The following is a 16,392-nucleotide window of genomic DNA, read 5'->3' as shown; positions in this document are numbered from 1 at the left end:
CCAATTTATTAATAATTTTTTGAAAGGTCAGACGAAACTTCAAAATGGGCACTCGTCATTTTTTTTAAATCCTCTATTGAGATAGTTGGATCCATTTCTTTTAAAAACATTTTTCCGTCTTTTACATCAAAAACTGCTCTTTCAGTTACCACCATATCAACTTTTCGAGAACCACTGCTAGGACACGTCAATTTTTGTACTATCTTTGGATCACCGTTTTTCGCTTGATGGCTCAACCCCACTATGATTGTTTTTGCACCAGCAACAAGGTCCATTGCACCACCGACTCCTAAAATACGCTCTCCTGGAACAGCCCAATTAGCAATTTCCCCTGTTTCATCTACCTGTAAGGCACCTAATACAGCTACATCTATATGCCCACCGCGTATCATGGCAAAAGATTGTGAACTATCAAACAACGAAGCTCCCTGTATCATTGTGACTGGTTTTTTACTCGCACTAATTAAGTCCATATCAATATCTTCATTCTGTGCATTAGGGCCCATACCCAATAGGCCATTCTCAGAATGGATGTATACCTGTGTGTCTTCTAAGTAATTAGGTACTAATGTAGGTATCCCTACTCCAACATTAACTACTTGATCTTTTTTCAATTCATCAGCTAATCGCCTAGCAATCTTGACTCGTTTTTGAAGAATTTTCTGCAACGTAATGCCCCCCTTTCTTAACATACCTATTGATAACTAAATAATCTACATAAACATGGGGGGTCTGGATTTCCTCGGGTGCTAGAGTGTCTTGATGAACGATCCTATCCACTTCAGCTATCACCGTTTTACCCGCAGTAGCCATAACAGAATTAAAATTATTAGCTGTTTTGTTATAGACTAAATTCCCTAAATGGTCTGCTTTTTCAGCTTTTATTAGTGCTACATCTCCTTTTATAGCTGGTTGGAATAAATAATCTTCACCTTCTATTTCCCGTACCTCTTTATTTTCAGCTAATTTTGTACCGAGAGCTGTTTTTGTATAAAAACCTCCAATTCCTGCTCCTCCCGCACGAATAGCTTCTGCGAGAGTCCCCTGGGGGATCAACTCGATTTCCAGTTTTCCCTCCGACCATGCTTCAACAGCATCACGATTAGTTGTAAAATAAGACCCAATCGCTTTTTTAATTTTTTGAGACAAAAGCAATTTTCCTAAACCTTTGCCTTCTTCTCCTAAATTATTACTTATAATTGACAGGTCCTCTGCTGAGTGTTTACTGAGGTCATCAATCAGAGTCAAGGGGGTACCTGAAAGACCAAACCCACCCACTAAAATACGATCATCCGTTTTCACAAGTCTTACGGCTTCTTTTGAATCAATAAGCTTTTCCATATTCGAGTCCTCCATAATCATGAGGTTTAAATGTGTTAAACCTTAAATTAGGTTTTGGGTCCACCTGCCACATATAGCACTTGGCCATTAACAAATGATGAAGTATCCAAAGCAAAGAATAGAGCTGAATACGCTACATCTGCTGGGCTCCCTGGTCGATTCACCGGTATTTCCTTCTTTTTATCATTTATTAAATCACTATAATCTACGCCCAACCTTTCAGCCAAAGCTTTTGTCATATCTGTTTCAATAAAGCCAGGTGCAACAGCATTAACAGTTATTCCAAATTTTCCAAGTTCCATAGCTAAGGTTTTTGTAAACCCTTGTAATCCAGCTTTCACAGCAGAATAATTAGCTTGTCCTTTTCTTCCAAGAGCAGATGCAGAAGAAATATTAATGATTCTTCCAAACTTTTGTTCGACCATATATTTTTGGACAATCTGACTACAAATAAATGAACCCGTCATGTGAACATCCAATACAAGATTCCAATCTTCATCTGTCATTTTAAATAATAGATTGTCCCTTGTGATTCCCGCATTATTGACTAGGATATCTATCCTCGAAAAAACCCGTCCTATTTCGTCTATCGTATTTTCCACTTGCTCTCTATTGGTTATGTCCGCAAGAAAAGGGTGCACTTCATAATTTTCATTATTAAATTCTTGAGTAGTATTATTTATAGCTTCCTGGTCAATATCTAAGATACAAACCTTCGCACCTTCCTTAGCAAAAGTCTTTGCAATTTCCTTTCCGATTCCTTTACTTCCACCAGTTATAAGTACCACTTTATTACTAAGTTGCCCCACGACATCTACTCCTCAAAAAAGTATTTAACCTTATTGTTTGCTTATTTATCTTTCTGGTATTAAAATAAAAAAATAGAATATTTTCTCGGAGTAAGATTTATTTAATTAAATAAATCTTACTTTTTTTTTGGAATCGTTAGTGATTTTGTTTTTTTATCTCTTTAGAAAAGAAGGTCTTCGTTCCCTTTGCTAACATGTATACTTACTAAACAACAAATGCACTTTCACCTCATCTTCTTACATTGATATCACCTCCTTTCCATGGTGTACTTATATGGAGTTTTATAGATAGATTTTATTAGAAAGCTCTAAAGATAGCGCTTTCATTTCTTCCGCCATCTCTTTTAGCTTATCTAGATCTCCCTCCAAGGTAGCTACGTTAATACCAAATTGCATTTCCCCATGTTGGTCCAAAATCGGGAAAGATAGTCCATTTACACCTGGAATATGCTCTCCCAAACTCATTGAATATCCTCTCTTCTTAATCTCTCTCAGTTCCTTTTCTAATTCTTCTTCTTCAGTAATTGTCTGTTCAGTATGTTTAAATAAACCAATTTCATCAATTATTTGCCTTCTCTCCTCCTCTTCTAAGTATGCTAAAAATAGTTTTCCTGTAGCTCCACTATTTAGTTTAAAGCGTTGTCCAATTTTAATTGTGACTGTAATAGGTGAATTGAATTCTTCTTTATCTAAACAAAACCATTCATTATCCACTCTTTGCACAATTGCACATGTGCTTTTGGTTATTTTGGCCGCTGTCTTTAGATAATCCTTCGCAATAGACATATAGTCTAAAAATTCAGAAGCACGGCTCCCTAAAACAATAAGGTAGGGACCAAGTCTAAAAGTTTTAGTTTCCAAATCGTGGTCTAGTAATTTCATCTCTGTTAACGTTCTTAATATTCGATAACAGGTGCTTTGATTAATCCCTAAACTCTTACTAATCTGAGTTAACTTTGCATTTTTGTTTTTGCGCTTACTTAAAAAGTTCAGAATTTCACCTGCAGAAACAATTGCAGGTATCATGTATTTTTTTTCATTTTCAACTTTTTTCTCTGTTGTATGCGCACCCATTTTTTATCCTCCTAAATAATAACAACTTTCATATACAAAATGTTTTTTTCATATATGAAAGCGTTTTTCATCTTAGGTAAAAGTCTAACTTTCAATCATTTGATTGTCAATGAAATAATCAAAAAAAAATCACTATTTTGATTTTTCTGAATTTATCATATAGTATTTAGTAATATTAAATTATAGGAAAGGGTTTGATGACATGTTGTATGCTTATAAAGGTTCCACTCCTAATATCCATGAAAAAGCATATATTGCAGACTACACTGTAATAACTGGAGATGTAACCATCGGAGAAGAAACAAGCGTTTGGTTCAACACAACAATTCGAGGGGATGTAGCACCTACGATTATTGGTAAACGTGTCAATATTCAAGATAATTCAGTTCTCCATCAATCTCCTAATTTACCCCTGTTCATAGAAGATGATGTCACAATTGGACATAGCGTGATCTTACACAGCTGCACTATAAAAGAAAACGCTTTAATTGGTATGGGAACTACAGTATTAGATGGTGCCGTAATAGGAGAAGGAGCTTTAATTGGTGCAGGCAGCCTCGTTCCAACAGACAAAGAAATCCCAGCCAATTGTTTAGCGTTTGGTAGGCCAGCGAAAGTCGTAAGAGAATTGAACGAAAAGGATAGGAAGGATATGAAAAGGATTATAAGAGAATACGCAGAAAAAGGGCAATATTATAAGGATCTCTCCCCCTTATAGCATTAAATTTTGAATATCATTGAATAAGTTAAAGGAGTCCGAATGTCCTAACAAACAGCACACAAAAACGGTTGGATAAATTATCCAACCGTTTCTTTTCTGTTACCACTATTACCCTGAGGTTAATTAAGAATTCCCTATCTATGAATAAGACCCAGTTAAATACACATCTTTTAGTGAACTTGATTATAGCTTTAGAAAGCTGTTGGAATACATGTAATTAAAGAGGGTGTGAGAATGGTCAAAATACCTTAAATCAACGTTCTTAGTTATTAAAACTGATAGATACAATATTTTACCATTAGTTTTACTTAACACCGCGCCATCTGTATTTACCATATAATTGGGATAACCTTCAACATCTTTCCATTCACCAACAGATGTAATTTCATTTATTTTATTTAAAGTTTGTGTATCCATACGTCACATCCTTTGGGACTTTTTCCCTCATTAATCTTGTCTCCTCACATATATTCCCTTCTTCTTAAACTGGACTACAGTTTAAAAGCTACATGTATGATAGCTCCTATGCATATGTAAATAAGGCGAGTACTCTTTTGAGCAATAGTCCCTGCTAGTTTAAGACTCGAATTCAAGATATTGAATTAAGTTAACCTGCAACTGGGATAAAGGCAAACTTATTTATTAATGATGGACATTACTGTAATAATTTTTCCTTTTGCTCTTCAAATTGTTTATCAGTAATGATACCTTTTTGTTTTAATTCATGAAGTTTCTCTATTTCAGTGGCAGCACCTATTGAGGAAGCAACCTCTTGTTTACCTGCATAGTTTTGAATTAGACCCTCCACAAGGGCTTTTAATTGTTCTGCTTGTCGAATTTCCTTTTTGTCAAAAACAATAGAGTTGTGATCGGTTAAAGGCTTATGGATTTTGACTTGTTTATCCGTTTCAAGTACAAAGCGAATATATCCAGAAAGCATTCCTGGCTCTTTATATTGTATGCCAATAATATCCTCAATTAGGATGGACTCTTTAGGCTTCATGCCATTCTTTTTATAAAACTTCGCAGATTTGCCTTTTCTATAAAAGGTTATAAACACTTCATCAACAACAATATGCACCTTACCACCATATTTGAAATCAAATGTTCGTTTCATGAAATGGATGCGCTCCTTATAAAAAGTATTTAAACACATTTGTTTAACAAGCTTCTACTTGGTACTGTAAGCACTTCGAGTAAGACACCTATGACAAAAAAGTGACCTTGTGGGTTCATAGGATTCAATATGAAACACGTTTTACAACTTACCTTCTACAAGCACCAGTATAATTCCTTTAATTACCATTTGTAAGCGGAAATAATTTTATAAATATCCCTCATAAACCCCTTCCTTATCTACCCGGTTTGTGTCCAAAAAAAGCTGTGACTATTAATTTAATCTTCTGCTTTATCTCCCCGCTTCTTCTCAATCTTTTATTTTAAGGAGAGGATCAGGGTGGCGAAGTCGATAAGCGAAACGTTGCATCAACTGTACAGTTACAACAATGAGGAAATGAAGATCGAAGTCATGTTACAAGGCGGTCAGCTAAAATGTCCAAGTGATGAAGGCGTATGATCAAATGTTTTTGGGGGCTGGACTACTGGGGAGAGATCGTACTGAATGGAACGATCGATGGCAGTGGTACTATTCCTCAGATTGAATGATGTGATAACCATCTGATTGCCAAAGAAGTAAAGAAAAGGATGGGATCCGTGATGAAGGAGCAATCATTGACCATTTTGCCGATTGGCTACTCTGGGGATTAAAAGGAGCAGAAGCCCCTCCTAAGATCTCCGAAAAAGTGAATGAGGATTGGCACCGGACATTTGATATGACAATCTTACAGAAGTATACGAATAATTACTTATCAGGGTTACTGGAAGTGGAATCGGGTCGTGAGGTGCAGTCGGCTTTAGGCTATTTTCTACACCCCTTCGATTTCACAACTCATGACCGCTTTGTTGATGGGGAAACCGAGTGAAGAAGAACGAGAAATGATGAAGTATCAATCCGTGTATTAACCTTGTGTCGGGTGCGGGGCTTTGATTTTGCCGATGTCCAATTACGTATTGTCGTGTGAAGGGCAAGAATTGAATAATACAGCTGTGAAATTAGCAAAGGTGCAAATGTATTGGTATGCGCCATGGTTTGCTACCAATCCGTTTAAATAAAATATCTCAAGAGAGAGGTCTTTTTTATGAAGAAGGGGAACTTTATTTACTATTACGACCAAAACGGAACCGTTGTTAAAAAGTCACGTCCTTTCAAAAGCTATCCGACTCACCATGACATTATTGTTCAGCAGCTGGAATCCTTTGTGTATGCCCAGGTAAAGAGGCAGAAGATTGAGAAGAAACCATTGGCCGTTTAAAAACTGAATTTCGAGAGGGGAACTGAAAGTGACTGTGATGTTTATTTATGTTTTTATGGTGACGTTTGTAATGGCTTGTGTGTATGGGTTTGGAATGTTTAAACATCGAAAGGATCTTTTAATCAAAGCGAAAAAGAAAAGGAACATGATCATTTTCTTTGGTGTATCCTTGGCGAGTTTCATCCTTGCTATAGCGTTAGCTCCAACTCCGGAAGAAACTGAAGCGCAGGAAGAGAAGAAAGTTGAAGAAGTGGCCAAACAGGAAGAACGTGAACAAAAGCAAGCAGAAGAAGAAAAGGAACAGAAGGAACAAAGAGAGAAAGATCTGGCTCGTCAAGAAGAAGTAAAAGCGAAACAAAAAGCATGGGCTGAAAAACAAGAAGCGAAAGAAAAAGCGGAAGCAGAGAAATCCGCAGCTAAAGAAGCAGAAGAGAAGAAACAGAAAGAAGAAGAAGCAAAACAGAAGGCAGAGGAAGAAAAGGCTAAGAAAGAAGCAGAAGAAAAGAAAAAAGCTGAAGAAGACAAAGCAAAATCAGATGCTACAGGAGCTGTCATTGTCAGCTTAATGGAAGAGAACTTTAAGAATACCGCTGATATCAGCTATGACAACGAATCCAAAATGATTATTGTTAAACCAGTCGGAGCTCAATTCACCACCGAATTGTTATTGATGATTGATGGAATGAAAAGCATGGATGATTGGAATTACCTGTCTGATCAAATGGCATCTTTCTCTAAAACGATAAGCGAAAATTTTGGAGAAGGCTATTCACTTGTAATATTGAATCCGATGAATGAAGACAGGGTCATGATTATGGTTATGGATGGTGTCGTAATTTATGATCCTTTCGAAGCTGGAGATATTTAAAAGGAGGAATCGGTATGCGCGATCAACAATGGTAAGTGAGACTCAACGAATGCTTAGACAGTTTTACAATGAGCAGCTGAATAACGAAGAAAAAAAGAAGACTAAAAAATAAGCTTGGGATTCTGAAAGATGAAGTGGATGCTATAATAAAAGTACCAACCAGAGCATAGAGGGCACCTTCTTAGGTTATAACGTATCTGGAAAAGGGTTTGGAGAAATTCTGCCCCAAGTGGAGTTATAGCGCCCAAATAGTTACAGTTTTACAGACAAAACAAAACGCTGAATCCCTTGTCTGTCAAAGGTTTCAGCGTTTTATTAGTTAGCGTCCCAGGAGAGATTCGAACTCCCGACCCACAGCTTAGAAGGCTGTTGCTCTATCCTGCTGAGCTACTGGGACATCATATAAGATTTCATTCAGTGTACAAACATTATACCATAATAATACTGTTTTGTTTCCAAAAATAGATGCAATCGAATCGTTACATTGAAGCGATCACTTCGCAGCGGATTCAGTTATGCTCTATTAGACTAAGCTAGAGTGATATGAGTAATGTTTGCAATTTGTACACATCGTTACATTCACTGTATGATGCGTCGTTCTAAAATATGTATGGAGCGGGTGAAGGGAATCGAACCCTCATCATCAGCTTGGAAGGCTGAGGTTTTACCACTAAACTACACCCGCATGAATCAACAAAATCTTTGTTGAAATGATTGCTTTCTTTTGAAGCGGACAAGAATCATTATAGTAAGGAATGCAAACTTTGTCAACACTTAGCAGCAAAGAATTTATTCCTTTGCTGCTAAAGTTGTTTCAAGCATCAAATCAGGCATTGGCTCCCCATTCACATGGTAAAATTGCAGTTGAACGTCATCCATTGTATCCCATTCCAGGATCGCATATGTCGGTTCTTCACGATCTCTTGGAAGTCTTAGGCTTCCTGGGTTAATAAACAACGTATCATTTACCTTCTCGCCTCCTGCAATATGAGAATGACCGAAGCAAGCCACTTGAGCTCCTACTTCTTCTGCACGGTAAGATAAGGGCATCAGTGTTGATTTAATTTGGTATAGGTGGCCGTGTGTGACTAAGAATGTGACGTCGCCAACAGTTACCACCTGGTCATTTTCCATTTCTGGTTCAAAATCACAATTGCCTTTAGCATAGTGAAAACCCTGCAGCTCATTCGAGTCATAAGCAAGTTCAGAGTCACCGCAATGGAGCATGGCATCCACTTCACCTTTGTGACGCTCTTTCACTTCTGTTACTTCTTCTGTCAGTCCGTGACTATCGCTCATAATCAATACTTTCGGCATACTTTCACCTCTTTACGATTGATGTTTTAGCCAATCTTCAATTTGTTGGATGGCATGATGTCGATGACTGATTGCATTTTTTTCTTCAGAGGAATGTTCGGCCATTGTCCGCTGCGATCCTTTTGGTATGAAAATTGGATCATAGCCAAAGCCATTTGTACCGGATGGCTCGCCTGCGATAAATCCTTCACAGTAGCCTTTTTTAACAAACGTGCCTTCCCCTGGTCTAGCCACAGCTACCGCGCAAACGAAGCGGGCTGTTCTTTTCTCCATAGGGACTCCTTCTAGCTCATGCATAACCTTCTGAAGATTCTTTTCATCGTCTTTCTCTTCTCCGGCATAACGCGCGGAATAAACGCCTGGAGCACCGTCTAGAGCATCAATCACTAATCCAGAGTCATCAGCGACCACTGGCAGCTGAAACTGCTTAGAGACCGCCTCTGCTTTAATCGTTGCATTCTCTGAGAAAGTGGTCCCTGTTTCTTCGATATCTTCCATCTCTTCTTCAAAGTCAAGTAAAGATTTCACAGAAATGTTATACTTCGAAAACATTTGGCGAAATTCTAGGACTTTCCCTTTATTCTTCGTGGCAACAATTAATTCTTTCATGACTCTTTGGCAGCTCCTGATACTTGTTTTCCCGTAATGACATCAGACCAATCTCCAATTGCTTCTTTTTGGAGTTTCACGAGATCATTGACGCCTTCTTGAGCCAAGGACAGCATTTTTTGCAGCTGAGGCATAGAGAAGGTCGCTTCTTCCCCGGTTCCCTGCAGCTCAACGAATTCACCTTGCCCAGTCATAACGACGTTCATATCCACCTGTGCTCGGCTGTCTTCTTCATAGCACAAGTCAAGAATCTCTTCGCCTTCAGGAAGTACGCCGACAGAAATTGCTGTTAAGAAGTCCGTAACAGGAAGTTCTTTCAGTGTGCCATTTTCCACAAGCTTACCGAAGGCAATCACAACAGCTACAAACGCGCCTGTAATGGATGCTGTTCGTGTGCCGCCATCGGCCTGGATGACATCACAGTCTACCCACAAGGTGCGCTCGCCAATTTTGTCCAAATCAACAACCGCTCTTAGGGCACGTCCAATTAAACGTTGGATTTCCATCGTTCTTCCGGAAACTTTTCCTTTTGACGATTCACGGATATTTCTTTGCTCTGTCGCTCTTGGAAGCATGGCATATTCAGCTGTAATCCAGCCTTTTCCCTGTCCGCGTAAAAAAGGAGGTACGCGATCCTCTACACTGGCGTTACAAATGACTTTGGTGTCCCCAAAGCTTATTAATACAGATCCTTCTGGATGTTTAACATAGTCTGTTTCTATCGTTACTTCTCTTAATTCATTGACTTTTCGATGATCATTTCTCACCGACAATGACCTCCTTTATCGTTCACCTTTATCCTAGCCCATCTTAACACAATTTATATGTCCTCGGTAGTGAACACAACTTAAAAAGGCACCTCAAGAGCAAGATCTTTGAGATGCCTTTTAGCACATATGATAATCTTATAAACTTTCTGCTTCAACAATATCCGAACGAGTCACTGGCTCAACAAGCGGATCACCAGATTCATTCATGACATGTTCGACTCCTTCAACTTCTACGGAAACAGATTCCACATCAGCTAGATCTGTCAGACTCATAACGAGGCTGGATAAAGCTTCGTCAGATAATGCTTTTTGCTCGTCCTGCCCCGTTAAGATCGCTTCATTGAACGACAAGGTTAGGACGCCTGAATCTAATTTAGTGCTGACTACCTCGGCACCTTCATTGAAAGGCTGCAATAAGGAAGTCCCGAGTTCAGGTCCATTCAAGAGCGCTTGGACAACTGCAGAATAAAGATCTTCTCCTTTTGCCACTCGTGTCGTTACAGGGACCTGGTACACTTCTTCTCCATTTTGAGAAGGAAAGTAGACGGTTACCGCCTGGCTATTCATGACGTCTGTTTCATCGCCTACGTGATTGTTAATCCCGTCTGAACGGGAAACCCCATCAGCAATTGGGGTTCCGTTTACGGGCATGACGTTTTGTTCGTGACCGTTGATCCATAGCTTAATCCTTTTCACATTATCATATTGGGTTAGTGTATAGGTCATCGCCTGAAGGATCTTTTGTTCATCCTTCGCTTCATAATTCTTAAAGTCTTCGGACACGTCCACCACCATTGTGCCATCCTCCTGAAGGTTTAACCCAAGAATCTCTGTGCCTGCTGGTAAGACAGCTTGGAATCCATTTGGAAGCAGTTCGGTAACTGGACCATCCTTCACTAAGTATTCCAGGGATTGCTTGGCAACCTCTTCAGAAGCTGGAAGCTCGAGCGTTTGCGGCACAACCATCCCGCTTTCATCCATCAAGTAAAGTTCACGAGCCACTGTTTGTGTAGATGCTTCACCTTCTGTGCCCTCCGGTGCTTCCCCTGATTGTTCGCCTTCAGCACCAGGTTCTGGCTCTTCGGTTTCATCTAGCTGATCGGTTGTTGCAGCCTGATCAGGTTCATCCATTTTTTCTAAGGATTGCTCCCCTTCAAATAAGCATCCCGAAAGAAGCCCTGTACTTAATAATAATAAAACCGCAAGTAAAATGGGTTTAACACCGAGCGTTTTCATACGATTCCCTCCTGAAGATAGATTGTACTACCATATATACGAGCCTCAAAAAGGATTAGACCAACGAATGAAATTTTGTAAGTACAAAAGCTTAAGCGCCTGACTTAATCATTCAATGAATGTTCAACTAAGTTCGGCACGTCCTGTGCCAACGTTGAACTAACCCTCGTCCTGAGGGCCCCCGACAAGCATAAGACGAGCGATGGAGTGGATGGTTTTTTTCCACGAAGTCGATTGATTTATGACCTCGAGGGGCTAGGCGCTGGAGCTGGATGCAGCCCCACCGCAGAAAGTACTCCATACCCGAAGCATTTTTTTATTTCGTAGACAAAGAAAAAAGCCCTGCTTTACATAGCAGAGCTTTGCACGTGGTGAAGTTCCACGGGTCTTAGTATTCGGACAGGCTCATCGAACCAGCTGTTGGCTACCAGGCGAAATTTCTCCATATCTCCCGTCGTGTAAAATTCATGGACAGGAGCTTCAGCATTCTTCTCAAGCAGATTGTTGTAAGCTAGAATCAGGCTTGCCTCCCTTGCCGTCTCTTCACCAGAACTGATGACTTGGATATGGCTGCCCATTTCATTTTGCACCAGGTCTTTGATAAGCGGATAATGGGTACAACCTAGGATCAAGGTATCAATATGATTCATTTTCTTGAGCGGACTTAATGTGCGTTCAACGACACCTTCTGCTTCAGGTCCAGTCAGCATTCCCTCTTCCACCATCGGAACAAAAGGTGGACAAGCCAAGTCGTTCACGCGAATACTACTGTCAATTGACTTTAACGCATTCGGATAAGCACGACTGCGTATGGTTCCTTCCGTTCCAATGACGCCAATCCGTTTATTCTGACTCACCTTAATGGCTGCCCTTGCTCCAGGTTCAATAACTCCGATAACAGGAATCGATAATTTTTCCTGAAGTTCGTTCAATGTATAAGCTGTAGCTGTATTGCAGGCTACCACAAGCATTTTAATATTTTTTTCCAAAAGAAAATTGACCATTTGCCACGTAAAAGCCCTGACCTCTTGTTCCGACCTTGGGCCGTATGGACAGCGGAGGGTATCTCCTAAATAGATGAAAGTTTCTTGTGGCAACTGTCGCATAAGTTCCCGTGCTACTGTTAAACCGCCTACGCCCGAATCAATGACTCCAATCGGCTTTGTCACAATGCATCCCTCATTTTTCTTAGTTGATTTTTTCTTTATCCGCCTCACGCATTTTTTCATGAAGGACATGCAGCAACTGGTTCAACGTGTTTACGTCATCTACTGGAACGTCCTTTAAGACTTCTTCTAAATAATCTTGGCGTTTTTCAATCACTTCATGTATGATCTGTTCACCTTTTTCCAATACATGGATCCGTACGACTCGACGGTCTTTGGGATCTCTGACTCTTTCCACCAATTCATTCTTTTCCATGCGGTCGACGAGGTCCGTCGTCGTGCTGCAGGCAAGGTGAATGTAATTGGATAGTTCGCCTATCGTCATGTCTCCTTTATCCATTAACCACTGTAAAGCGACAAATTGCGGCGCCGTAATGGGATAATTATTTAAGATTACTCGTCCTCTTTGTTTAATGATGCCAGATATGTATCGTAACTCTTTTTCTACATCTGCGATCATCGACGTCTGGTGTGATTTCGTCACATCAAGCACTCCTCACAAAAATACTCTGTAACCACCATTCTCACTGTTTACGAAAGAAAATTCAAGGTAAACGTTTGTTTGGTGACAAAAAACCCTTTCAGGTATTGCTTGCTATTCCCAACACCTGAAAGGATCCTCATCTCAAAATTACAATCCATTTACTGATCTATGGAGATTATAATTCCAATTCACCCATACGTAGCAGTTCTACAACTGCCTGTGAACGTCCTTTTACTCCCAGCTTTTGCATTGCATTTGAGATGTGATTCCGCACAGTCTTCTCTGAAATGAAAAGCTCTTTTGCGATCTCTTTTGTCGTTTTGTCTTGCACCAGAAGCTCGAAAACTTCTCGCTCCCGCTTGGTAAGAATTTGTGTTGGCCGATAGCCGTCCTCCTTCACAAGCGTACCCCTCCTTGTTGTCCTGAGCATCATCGAGGGGAATTATTTAGTCAATGTATCGTATGACTAGAATCTGAGCACTGTGCCAGTGTATTAAGATTTAGACACAAGCCCGAGTTCCTGTGCTTTAAATAATGCCTCTGTCCTCGACCTTACATTTAGTTTATTAAAAATCCCAGTAAGTGTGTATTCCACACTTCTTTGAGACATGTGAAGGGTCTGGGCAATTTCACGGTTCGTGAAGCCGGAAGCGACTTCCTTAAGGATCGATTGTTCTTTTTCGTTAAGCGACAAACTTGTGCCTTCTTCTGTTTCATTTTGCTGACTGACACTCGCTTCTGCCCTTCTCAGCTGTTTAAACAAATGGAGCGGAATAACGACTTCGTCACGAAGGGCGCATCGAATAACGGTAAGCAGTTCTTCACTCGTTGCTGTTTTACTGACAAATCCATTGATATCCGCCTCGACAAGCATATTGAAATGGGTACTCAAGTCAAAACCGGTGTAGATGAGCAGAATGAGGTCTGGGTGAGTTTTCCTGAGATTCTTGGCAAGCTCGATTCCATTCAGTCCAGGCATATACAAATCCAGTAAAAGAATATCATACTCATTTTCTTCTAAATGAGTTTCTACTTGATCACTTCGTTCGATGACATCGACTTTCATATCTGCCTCTTGTTCCAGCATCGATTTTGTGCCAGCTCCGACGGCTGGGTGGTCATCAACAATTAATATTTTCGTCATACGTGAGCCTCCTTCTTAACCGTAACGGGAAACGTAATTACCGCCTTAAAGCCCTCCCCTGGAGCTGTATCAATCTTCAAATGTCCATTTAGTCCGTTCACACGCTGCTCGATTCCAGACAATCCTATATGAGAGAACAAATCACGCTGGAATGAAAAGTCCATTCCTTTTCCGTTATCTGAGTAAAGCAATACGACTTGGTCATCTTCCTCAGAAAGAGAAAGTTTAACTATTTTTGCCTCCGAATGCTTCATGGCATTTGTCAGCAATTCCTGGACAATCCGGAAGATCGCGAGGATATGCTCCTGATCCAGCTCTGCGTCAAACTTTTCCTCAGAAAAATACACAGTAAAGTTGGATCGAAGCTGGTATTGCTGAATTAGGTTATTCAACGATTGCACGAGTCCTAATTCCTCAATAAAGGCTGGGCGTAGTTCATTGCATGTCTCTCGAATCAAATGAATACTGTCCAGGAGCGACTCCTTATACATAACAAGTTCAGCGTGCAAAGTGGGAGGCAAGTCATTTCTATGTCTAATTAAATCATCCATTTTTCTGTAAAGGTACAGTTGTTCTTGAAGAACAGTGTCATGCAAATCAATCGACAGCTGTTTACGCTGATTTTCAGCAATAGTAAACAGCAGCCTCGATAGCCAGGTCGGATACTTTTGAGTCTGATTATTTTTCAATCGGCGCAGCTCTTTAACTAGATCCTCAATGAGATTCATATTCTCTATGGCAATGTTGGCATTATGAGAGATGGTTTGCAAATACGTTTTCTCATCACGATTTAAATTTGTATAGTCTTTCTTCCCTTCACACCAAAGCATGGTAAGTTTCTGTAAGGAAAATCCTACTATGACACCAAACCCTTTGTTTGTTTCAATAATAGAGCCGATATCATAGCTGTGATCTGTCAACTTTTCGTCAAGCTCCATGAGAATATCATCAGGGATCTGATCATACACACAGTACATGTTCCGTTTATTGTGTTTAGAGAAAATATACATATCGCGTACGTTCAGTACATTATTAATTTCACTTCTCATGACCTTCATCAAGTCTACGGCATTTGATTGGTCTTTCATATCTTTAGACATCCGGTGCATGCTTTCCTGATAGCTGTATCTTGCAGAAAATAAGAATCGCTGCAACCGTGAATCGAGCACTTCTTTAATAGAAAGAAAAGCGATCAAGAAAAGATGCACAAGCAGATAGACTTGTATATAAGTGACCATCGATTGTGGTGAAGATACAAGCCATGCAAAAACAGCTGTCAGAATAATGCTTGGCACGATCGATAAGAAAATATAATAGCGAACCCGGCTCATCACAAAATCGATATCGATTAACCGCTCTCTCGTAACTAAATACATAAATGTGATAGGAAGAGCTATTAAAAATACCGCTCCTACTTCCAGCGTTATGATTTTCTTTCCGATCGTAAGGGCAGGAATGAGATAGAGCCATGTGTAGGGAAAGAAAGCTACTGTCATCCCAACACTGACATATTTAAAAATAGAGCCTTGAGGCGTGTCTTTGAATATATAAAGCCCTCTATAGATCACGTAAAATAATATAATATAGAGGCCTAATAGTAGCCATGGCGGTACAGGATCGAACATCTCTGGGTAATTTTGAGTGCTCAAAAAATAGCTTTCCATAGAGGAGACGACTATGGCAAGACCATATAAAAAATATGGAACCTTTTTAGAAAACCAATACGTATCCAATTCACGGAAATAATTGTAAAGAAAATGAATTAATATGACTGGAGCCATCAGAAAAAGCGACGTGTTCAAAAATAAGCTGTATAGATCGTCACGAATGGCACCGCTATTGCTCATATAACCCGTAGCGATCGCGAGAAAGAACAAAATTAACTGGTGGGCAGAGTATCTTTTTGGCACCCTCTTATGAACCAGGTGTGAGATACCAAGAATCGAAAGAAAGAACAAACTGGGAAATATGACGTACAGCGTCCAGTGCTGAGGACTGGACTGGTGAATATCATCATAAAAAATTTCCTGTCCAGATGCTCCAATAGTAAAAGAATCTGCCTTCTCAAGCTCGTTGAACATCGAAACAGAGTAATGGTCCTCTGGGGCTGCCCCTTCAACAGAGATTAATTCTGCATTCAAAGGAATACCGTGTCTTTCTGCCCAACTATCTTGATCGATATTTGTAATCACCCATCGGTCTGACTGCTTTTCTAAATCAATCCCTATGAAGGGCTGAGTAATCCCAATAATGACTAAATAAATCGATGATACTATAAAAAATAGTAATACGAATGTATGAGACCATTTAAACTTTTGCATAAAATCATCCTTACTAAATTGCAATCAAATCTATTATACTACGCACATTAAGCCCTACAACCCCCTATCATTCAATAATTAATGGTTAGTTGATTACAAAGGGGCTGGCAATTTTCGTGATCTAACAGAAAATCCCCAGCGCATTTAGCATGCACTGGGG

The 16,392-nt window shown here is 39.8% G+C and carries 18 protein-coding genes and 2 tRNA genes; 3 read left to right on the top strand and 17 right to left on the bottom strand.

The features are described from left to right. Positions 1 to 8 precede the first annotated feature (8 nt). From HM131_RS08530 to HM131_RS08515, 4 genes are all read right to left on the bottom strand, one after another. Positions 9 to 692: a 3-oxoacid CoA-transferase subunit B gene (locus HM131_RS08530; RefSeq protein WP_085029358.1), complete on the bottom strand. Its 684-nt coding sequence runs from the start codon at positions 690 to 692 to the stop codon at positions 9 to 11. After that, positions 631 to 1,341: a CoA transferase subunit A gene (locus HM131_RS08525; protein WP_085029357.1), complete on the bottom strand. Its 711-nt coding sequence runs from the start codon at positions 1,339 to 1,341 to the stop codon at positions 631 to 633. Before HM131_RS08525 ends, HM131_RS08530 begins: the two co-directional genes overlap by 62 nt. A 47-nt stretch (positions 1,342 to 1,388) precedes the next feature. Then, positions 1,389 to 2,150 carry an SDR family NAD(P)-dependent oxidoreductase gene (locus tag HM131_RS08520; protein WP_085029356.1) on the bottom strand — a complete coding sequence of 254 codons (762 nt, stop codon included), beginning with the start codon at positions 2,148 to 2,150 and terminating at the stop codon, positions 1,389 to 1,391. A 282-nt stretch (positions 2,151 to 2,432) separates the two neighbouring features. Beyond that, positions 2,433 to 3,224 carry an IclR family transcriptional regulator gene (locus HM131_RS08515; protein WP_085029355.1) on the bottom strand — a complete coding sequence of 264 codons (792 nt, stop codon included), beginning with the start codon at positions 3,222 to 3,224 and terminating at the stop codon, positions 2,433 to 2,435. Between the two features lie 202 nt (positions 3,225 to 3,426). Here HM131_RS08515 and HM131_RS08510 point away from each other — a divergent pair, with 202 nt between their 5' ends. Next, positions 3,427 to 3,942, top strand: a complete 516-nt coding sequence (locus HM131_RS08510; protein ID WP_085029354.1) for a gamma carbonic anhydrase — start codon at positions 3,427 to 3,429, stop codon at positions 3,940 to 3,942. A 186-nt stretch (positions 3,943 to 4,128) separates the two neighbouring features. On the opposite strand, the gene HM131_RS08505 is transcribed toward HM131_RS08510, so the two are convergent. Continuing rightward, the gene (locus tag HM131_RS08505; protein WP_085029353.1) at positions 4,129 to 4,362 is read right to left on the bottom strand and encodes an NUMOD4 domain-containing protein; all 234 of its coding nucleotides are present in this window, start codon (positions 4,360 to 4,362) and stop codon (positions 4,129 to 4,131) included. Positions 4,363 to 4,600: 238 nt separating this feature from the next. Beyond that, on the bottom strand, positions 4,601 to 5,062 hold the full coding sequence (locus tag HM131_RS08500) for a DUF4429 domain-containing protein (RefSeq protein WP_085029352.1): 462 nt from the start codon (positions 5,060 to 5,062) through the stop codon (positions 4,601 to 4,603). Between the two features lie 1,081 nt (positions 5,063 to 6,143). Here HM131_RS08500 and HM131_RS20625 point away from each other — a divergent pair. Continuing rightward, positions 6,144 to 6,317 carry a hypothetical protein gene (locus tag HM131_RS20625; protein WP_157130783.1) on the top strand — a complete coding sequence of 58 codons (174 nt, stop codon included), beginning with the start codon at positions 6,144 to 6,146 and terminating at the stop codon, positions 6,315 to 6,317. 28 nt (positions 6,318 to 6,345) lie between these two features. Then, positions 6,346 to 7,185, top strand: coding sequence for a hypothetical protein (locus tag HM131_RS20620; protein WP_157130782.1), 840 nt, complete (start codon positions 6,346 to 6,348; stop codon positions 7,183 to 7,185). Positions 7,186 to 7,508: 323 nt separating this feature from the next. Here the strand turns inward: HM131_RS20620 and HM131_RS08490 are convergent. The 11 genes from HM131_RS08490 to HM131_RS08440 all read right to left on the bottom strand — a co-directional run bounded on the left by HM131_RS08490 (position 7,509) and on the right by HM131_RS08440 (position 16,232). Then, positions 7,509 to 7,582: transfer RNA gene (locus HM131_RS08490), tRNA-Arg, on the bottom strand. Between the two features lie 214 nt (positions 7,583 to 7,796). Continuing rightward, a tRNA-Gly gene (locus tag HM131_RS08485) sits at positions 7,797 to 7,870 on the bottom strand. Positions 7,871 to 7,974: 104 nt separating this feature from the next. Then, positions 7,975 to 8,502: a metallophosphoesterase gene (locus tag HM131_RS08480; protein ID WP_085029351.1), complete on the bottom strand. Its 528-nt coding sequence runs from the start codon at positions 8,500 to 8,502 to the stop codon at positions 7,975 to 7,977. 12 nt (positions 8,503 to 8,514) lie between these two features. Beyond that, positions 8,515 to 9,111, bottom strand: coding sequence for an XTP/dITP diphosphatase (locus tag HM131_RS08475; RefSeq protein ID WP_085029350.1), 597 nt, complete (start codon positions 9,109 to 9,111; stop codon positions 8,515 to 8,517). Further along, positions 9,108 to 9,878 carry a ribonuclease PH gene (gene rph / locus HM131_RS08470; protein ID WP_085029349.1) on the bottom strand — a complete coding sequence of 257 codons (771 nt, stop codon included), beginning with the start codon at positions 9,876 to 9,878 and terminating at the stop codon, positions 9,108 to 9,110. The genes HM131_RS08475 and rph overlap by 4 nt, the downstream gene beginning before the upstream one ends. Before the next feature lie 138 nt (positions 9,879 to 10,016). Further along, entirely contained in the window at positions 10,017 to 11,117 is a 1,101-nt protein-coding gene (locus HM131_RS08465; protein ID WP_085029348.1) for a GerMN domain-containing protein, read from the bottom strand. 347 nt (positions 11,118 to 11,464) lie between these two features. Further along, the gene (gene racE, locus HM131_RS08460) at positions 11,465 to 12,286 is read right to left on the bottom strand and encodes a glutamate racemase (protein WP_085029347.1); all 822 of its coding nucleotides are present in this window, start codon (positions 12,284 to 12,286) and stop codon (positions 11,465 to 11,467) included. Positions 12,287 to 12,305: 19 nt separating this feature from the next. Then, positions 12,306 to 12,743 (bottom strand): MarR family winged helix-turn-helix transcriptional regulator, encoded by a 438-nt coding sequence (locus HM131_RS08455; protein WP_085031879.1) that lies wholly within the window; start codon positions 12,741 to 12,743, stop codon positions 12,306 to 12,308. A gap of 199 nt (positions 12,744 to 12,942) precedes the next feature. Next, positions 12,943 to 13,197 (bottom strand): helix-turn-helix domain-containing protein, encoded by a 255-nt coding sequence (locus tag HM131_RS08450; protein WP_408607130.1) that lies wholly within the window; start codon positions 13,195 to 13,197, stop codon positions 12,943 to 12,945. Positions 13,198 to 13,260: 63 nt separating this feature from the next. Then, complete coding sequence (locus HM131_RS08445; protein WP_085029346.1) at positions 13,261 to 13,911, bottom strand: response regulator transcription factor; 651 nt, start codon at positions 13,909 to 13,911, stop codon at positions 13,261 to 13,263. Continuing rightward, positions 13,908 to 16,232: a sensor histidine kinase gene (locus HM131_RS08440; protein ID WP_085029345.1), complete on the bottom strand. Its 2,325-nt coding sequence runs from the start codon at positions 16,230 to 16,232 to the stop codon at positions 13,908 to 13,910. Before HM131_RS08440 ends, HM131_RS08445 begins: the two co-directional genes overlap by 4 nt. Positions 16,233 to 16,392 lie beyond the last annotated feature (160 nt).

It is taken from the genome of Halobacillus mangrovi (assembly GCF_002097535.1).
Lineage (GTDB): Bacteria > Bacillota > Bacilli > Bacillales > Halobacillaceae > Halobacillus > Halobacillus mangrovi_A.
Note: the sequence above shows the minus strand (reverse complement) of the source record. Positions and strands in the feature narration are given on the sequence as shown.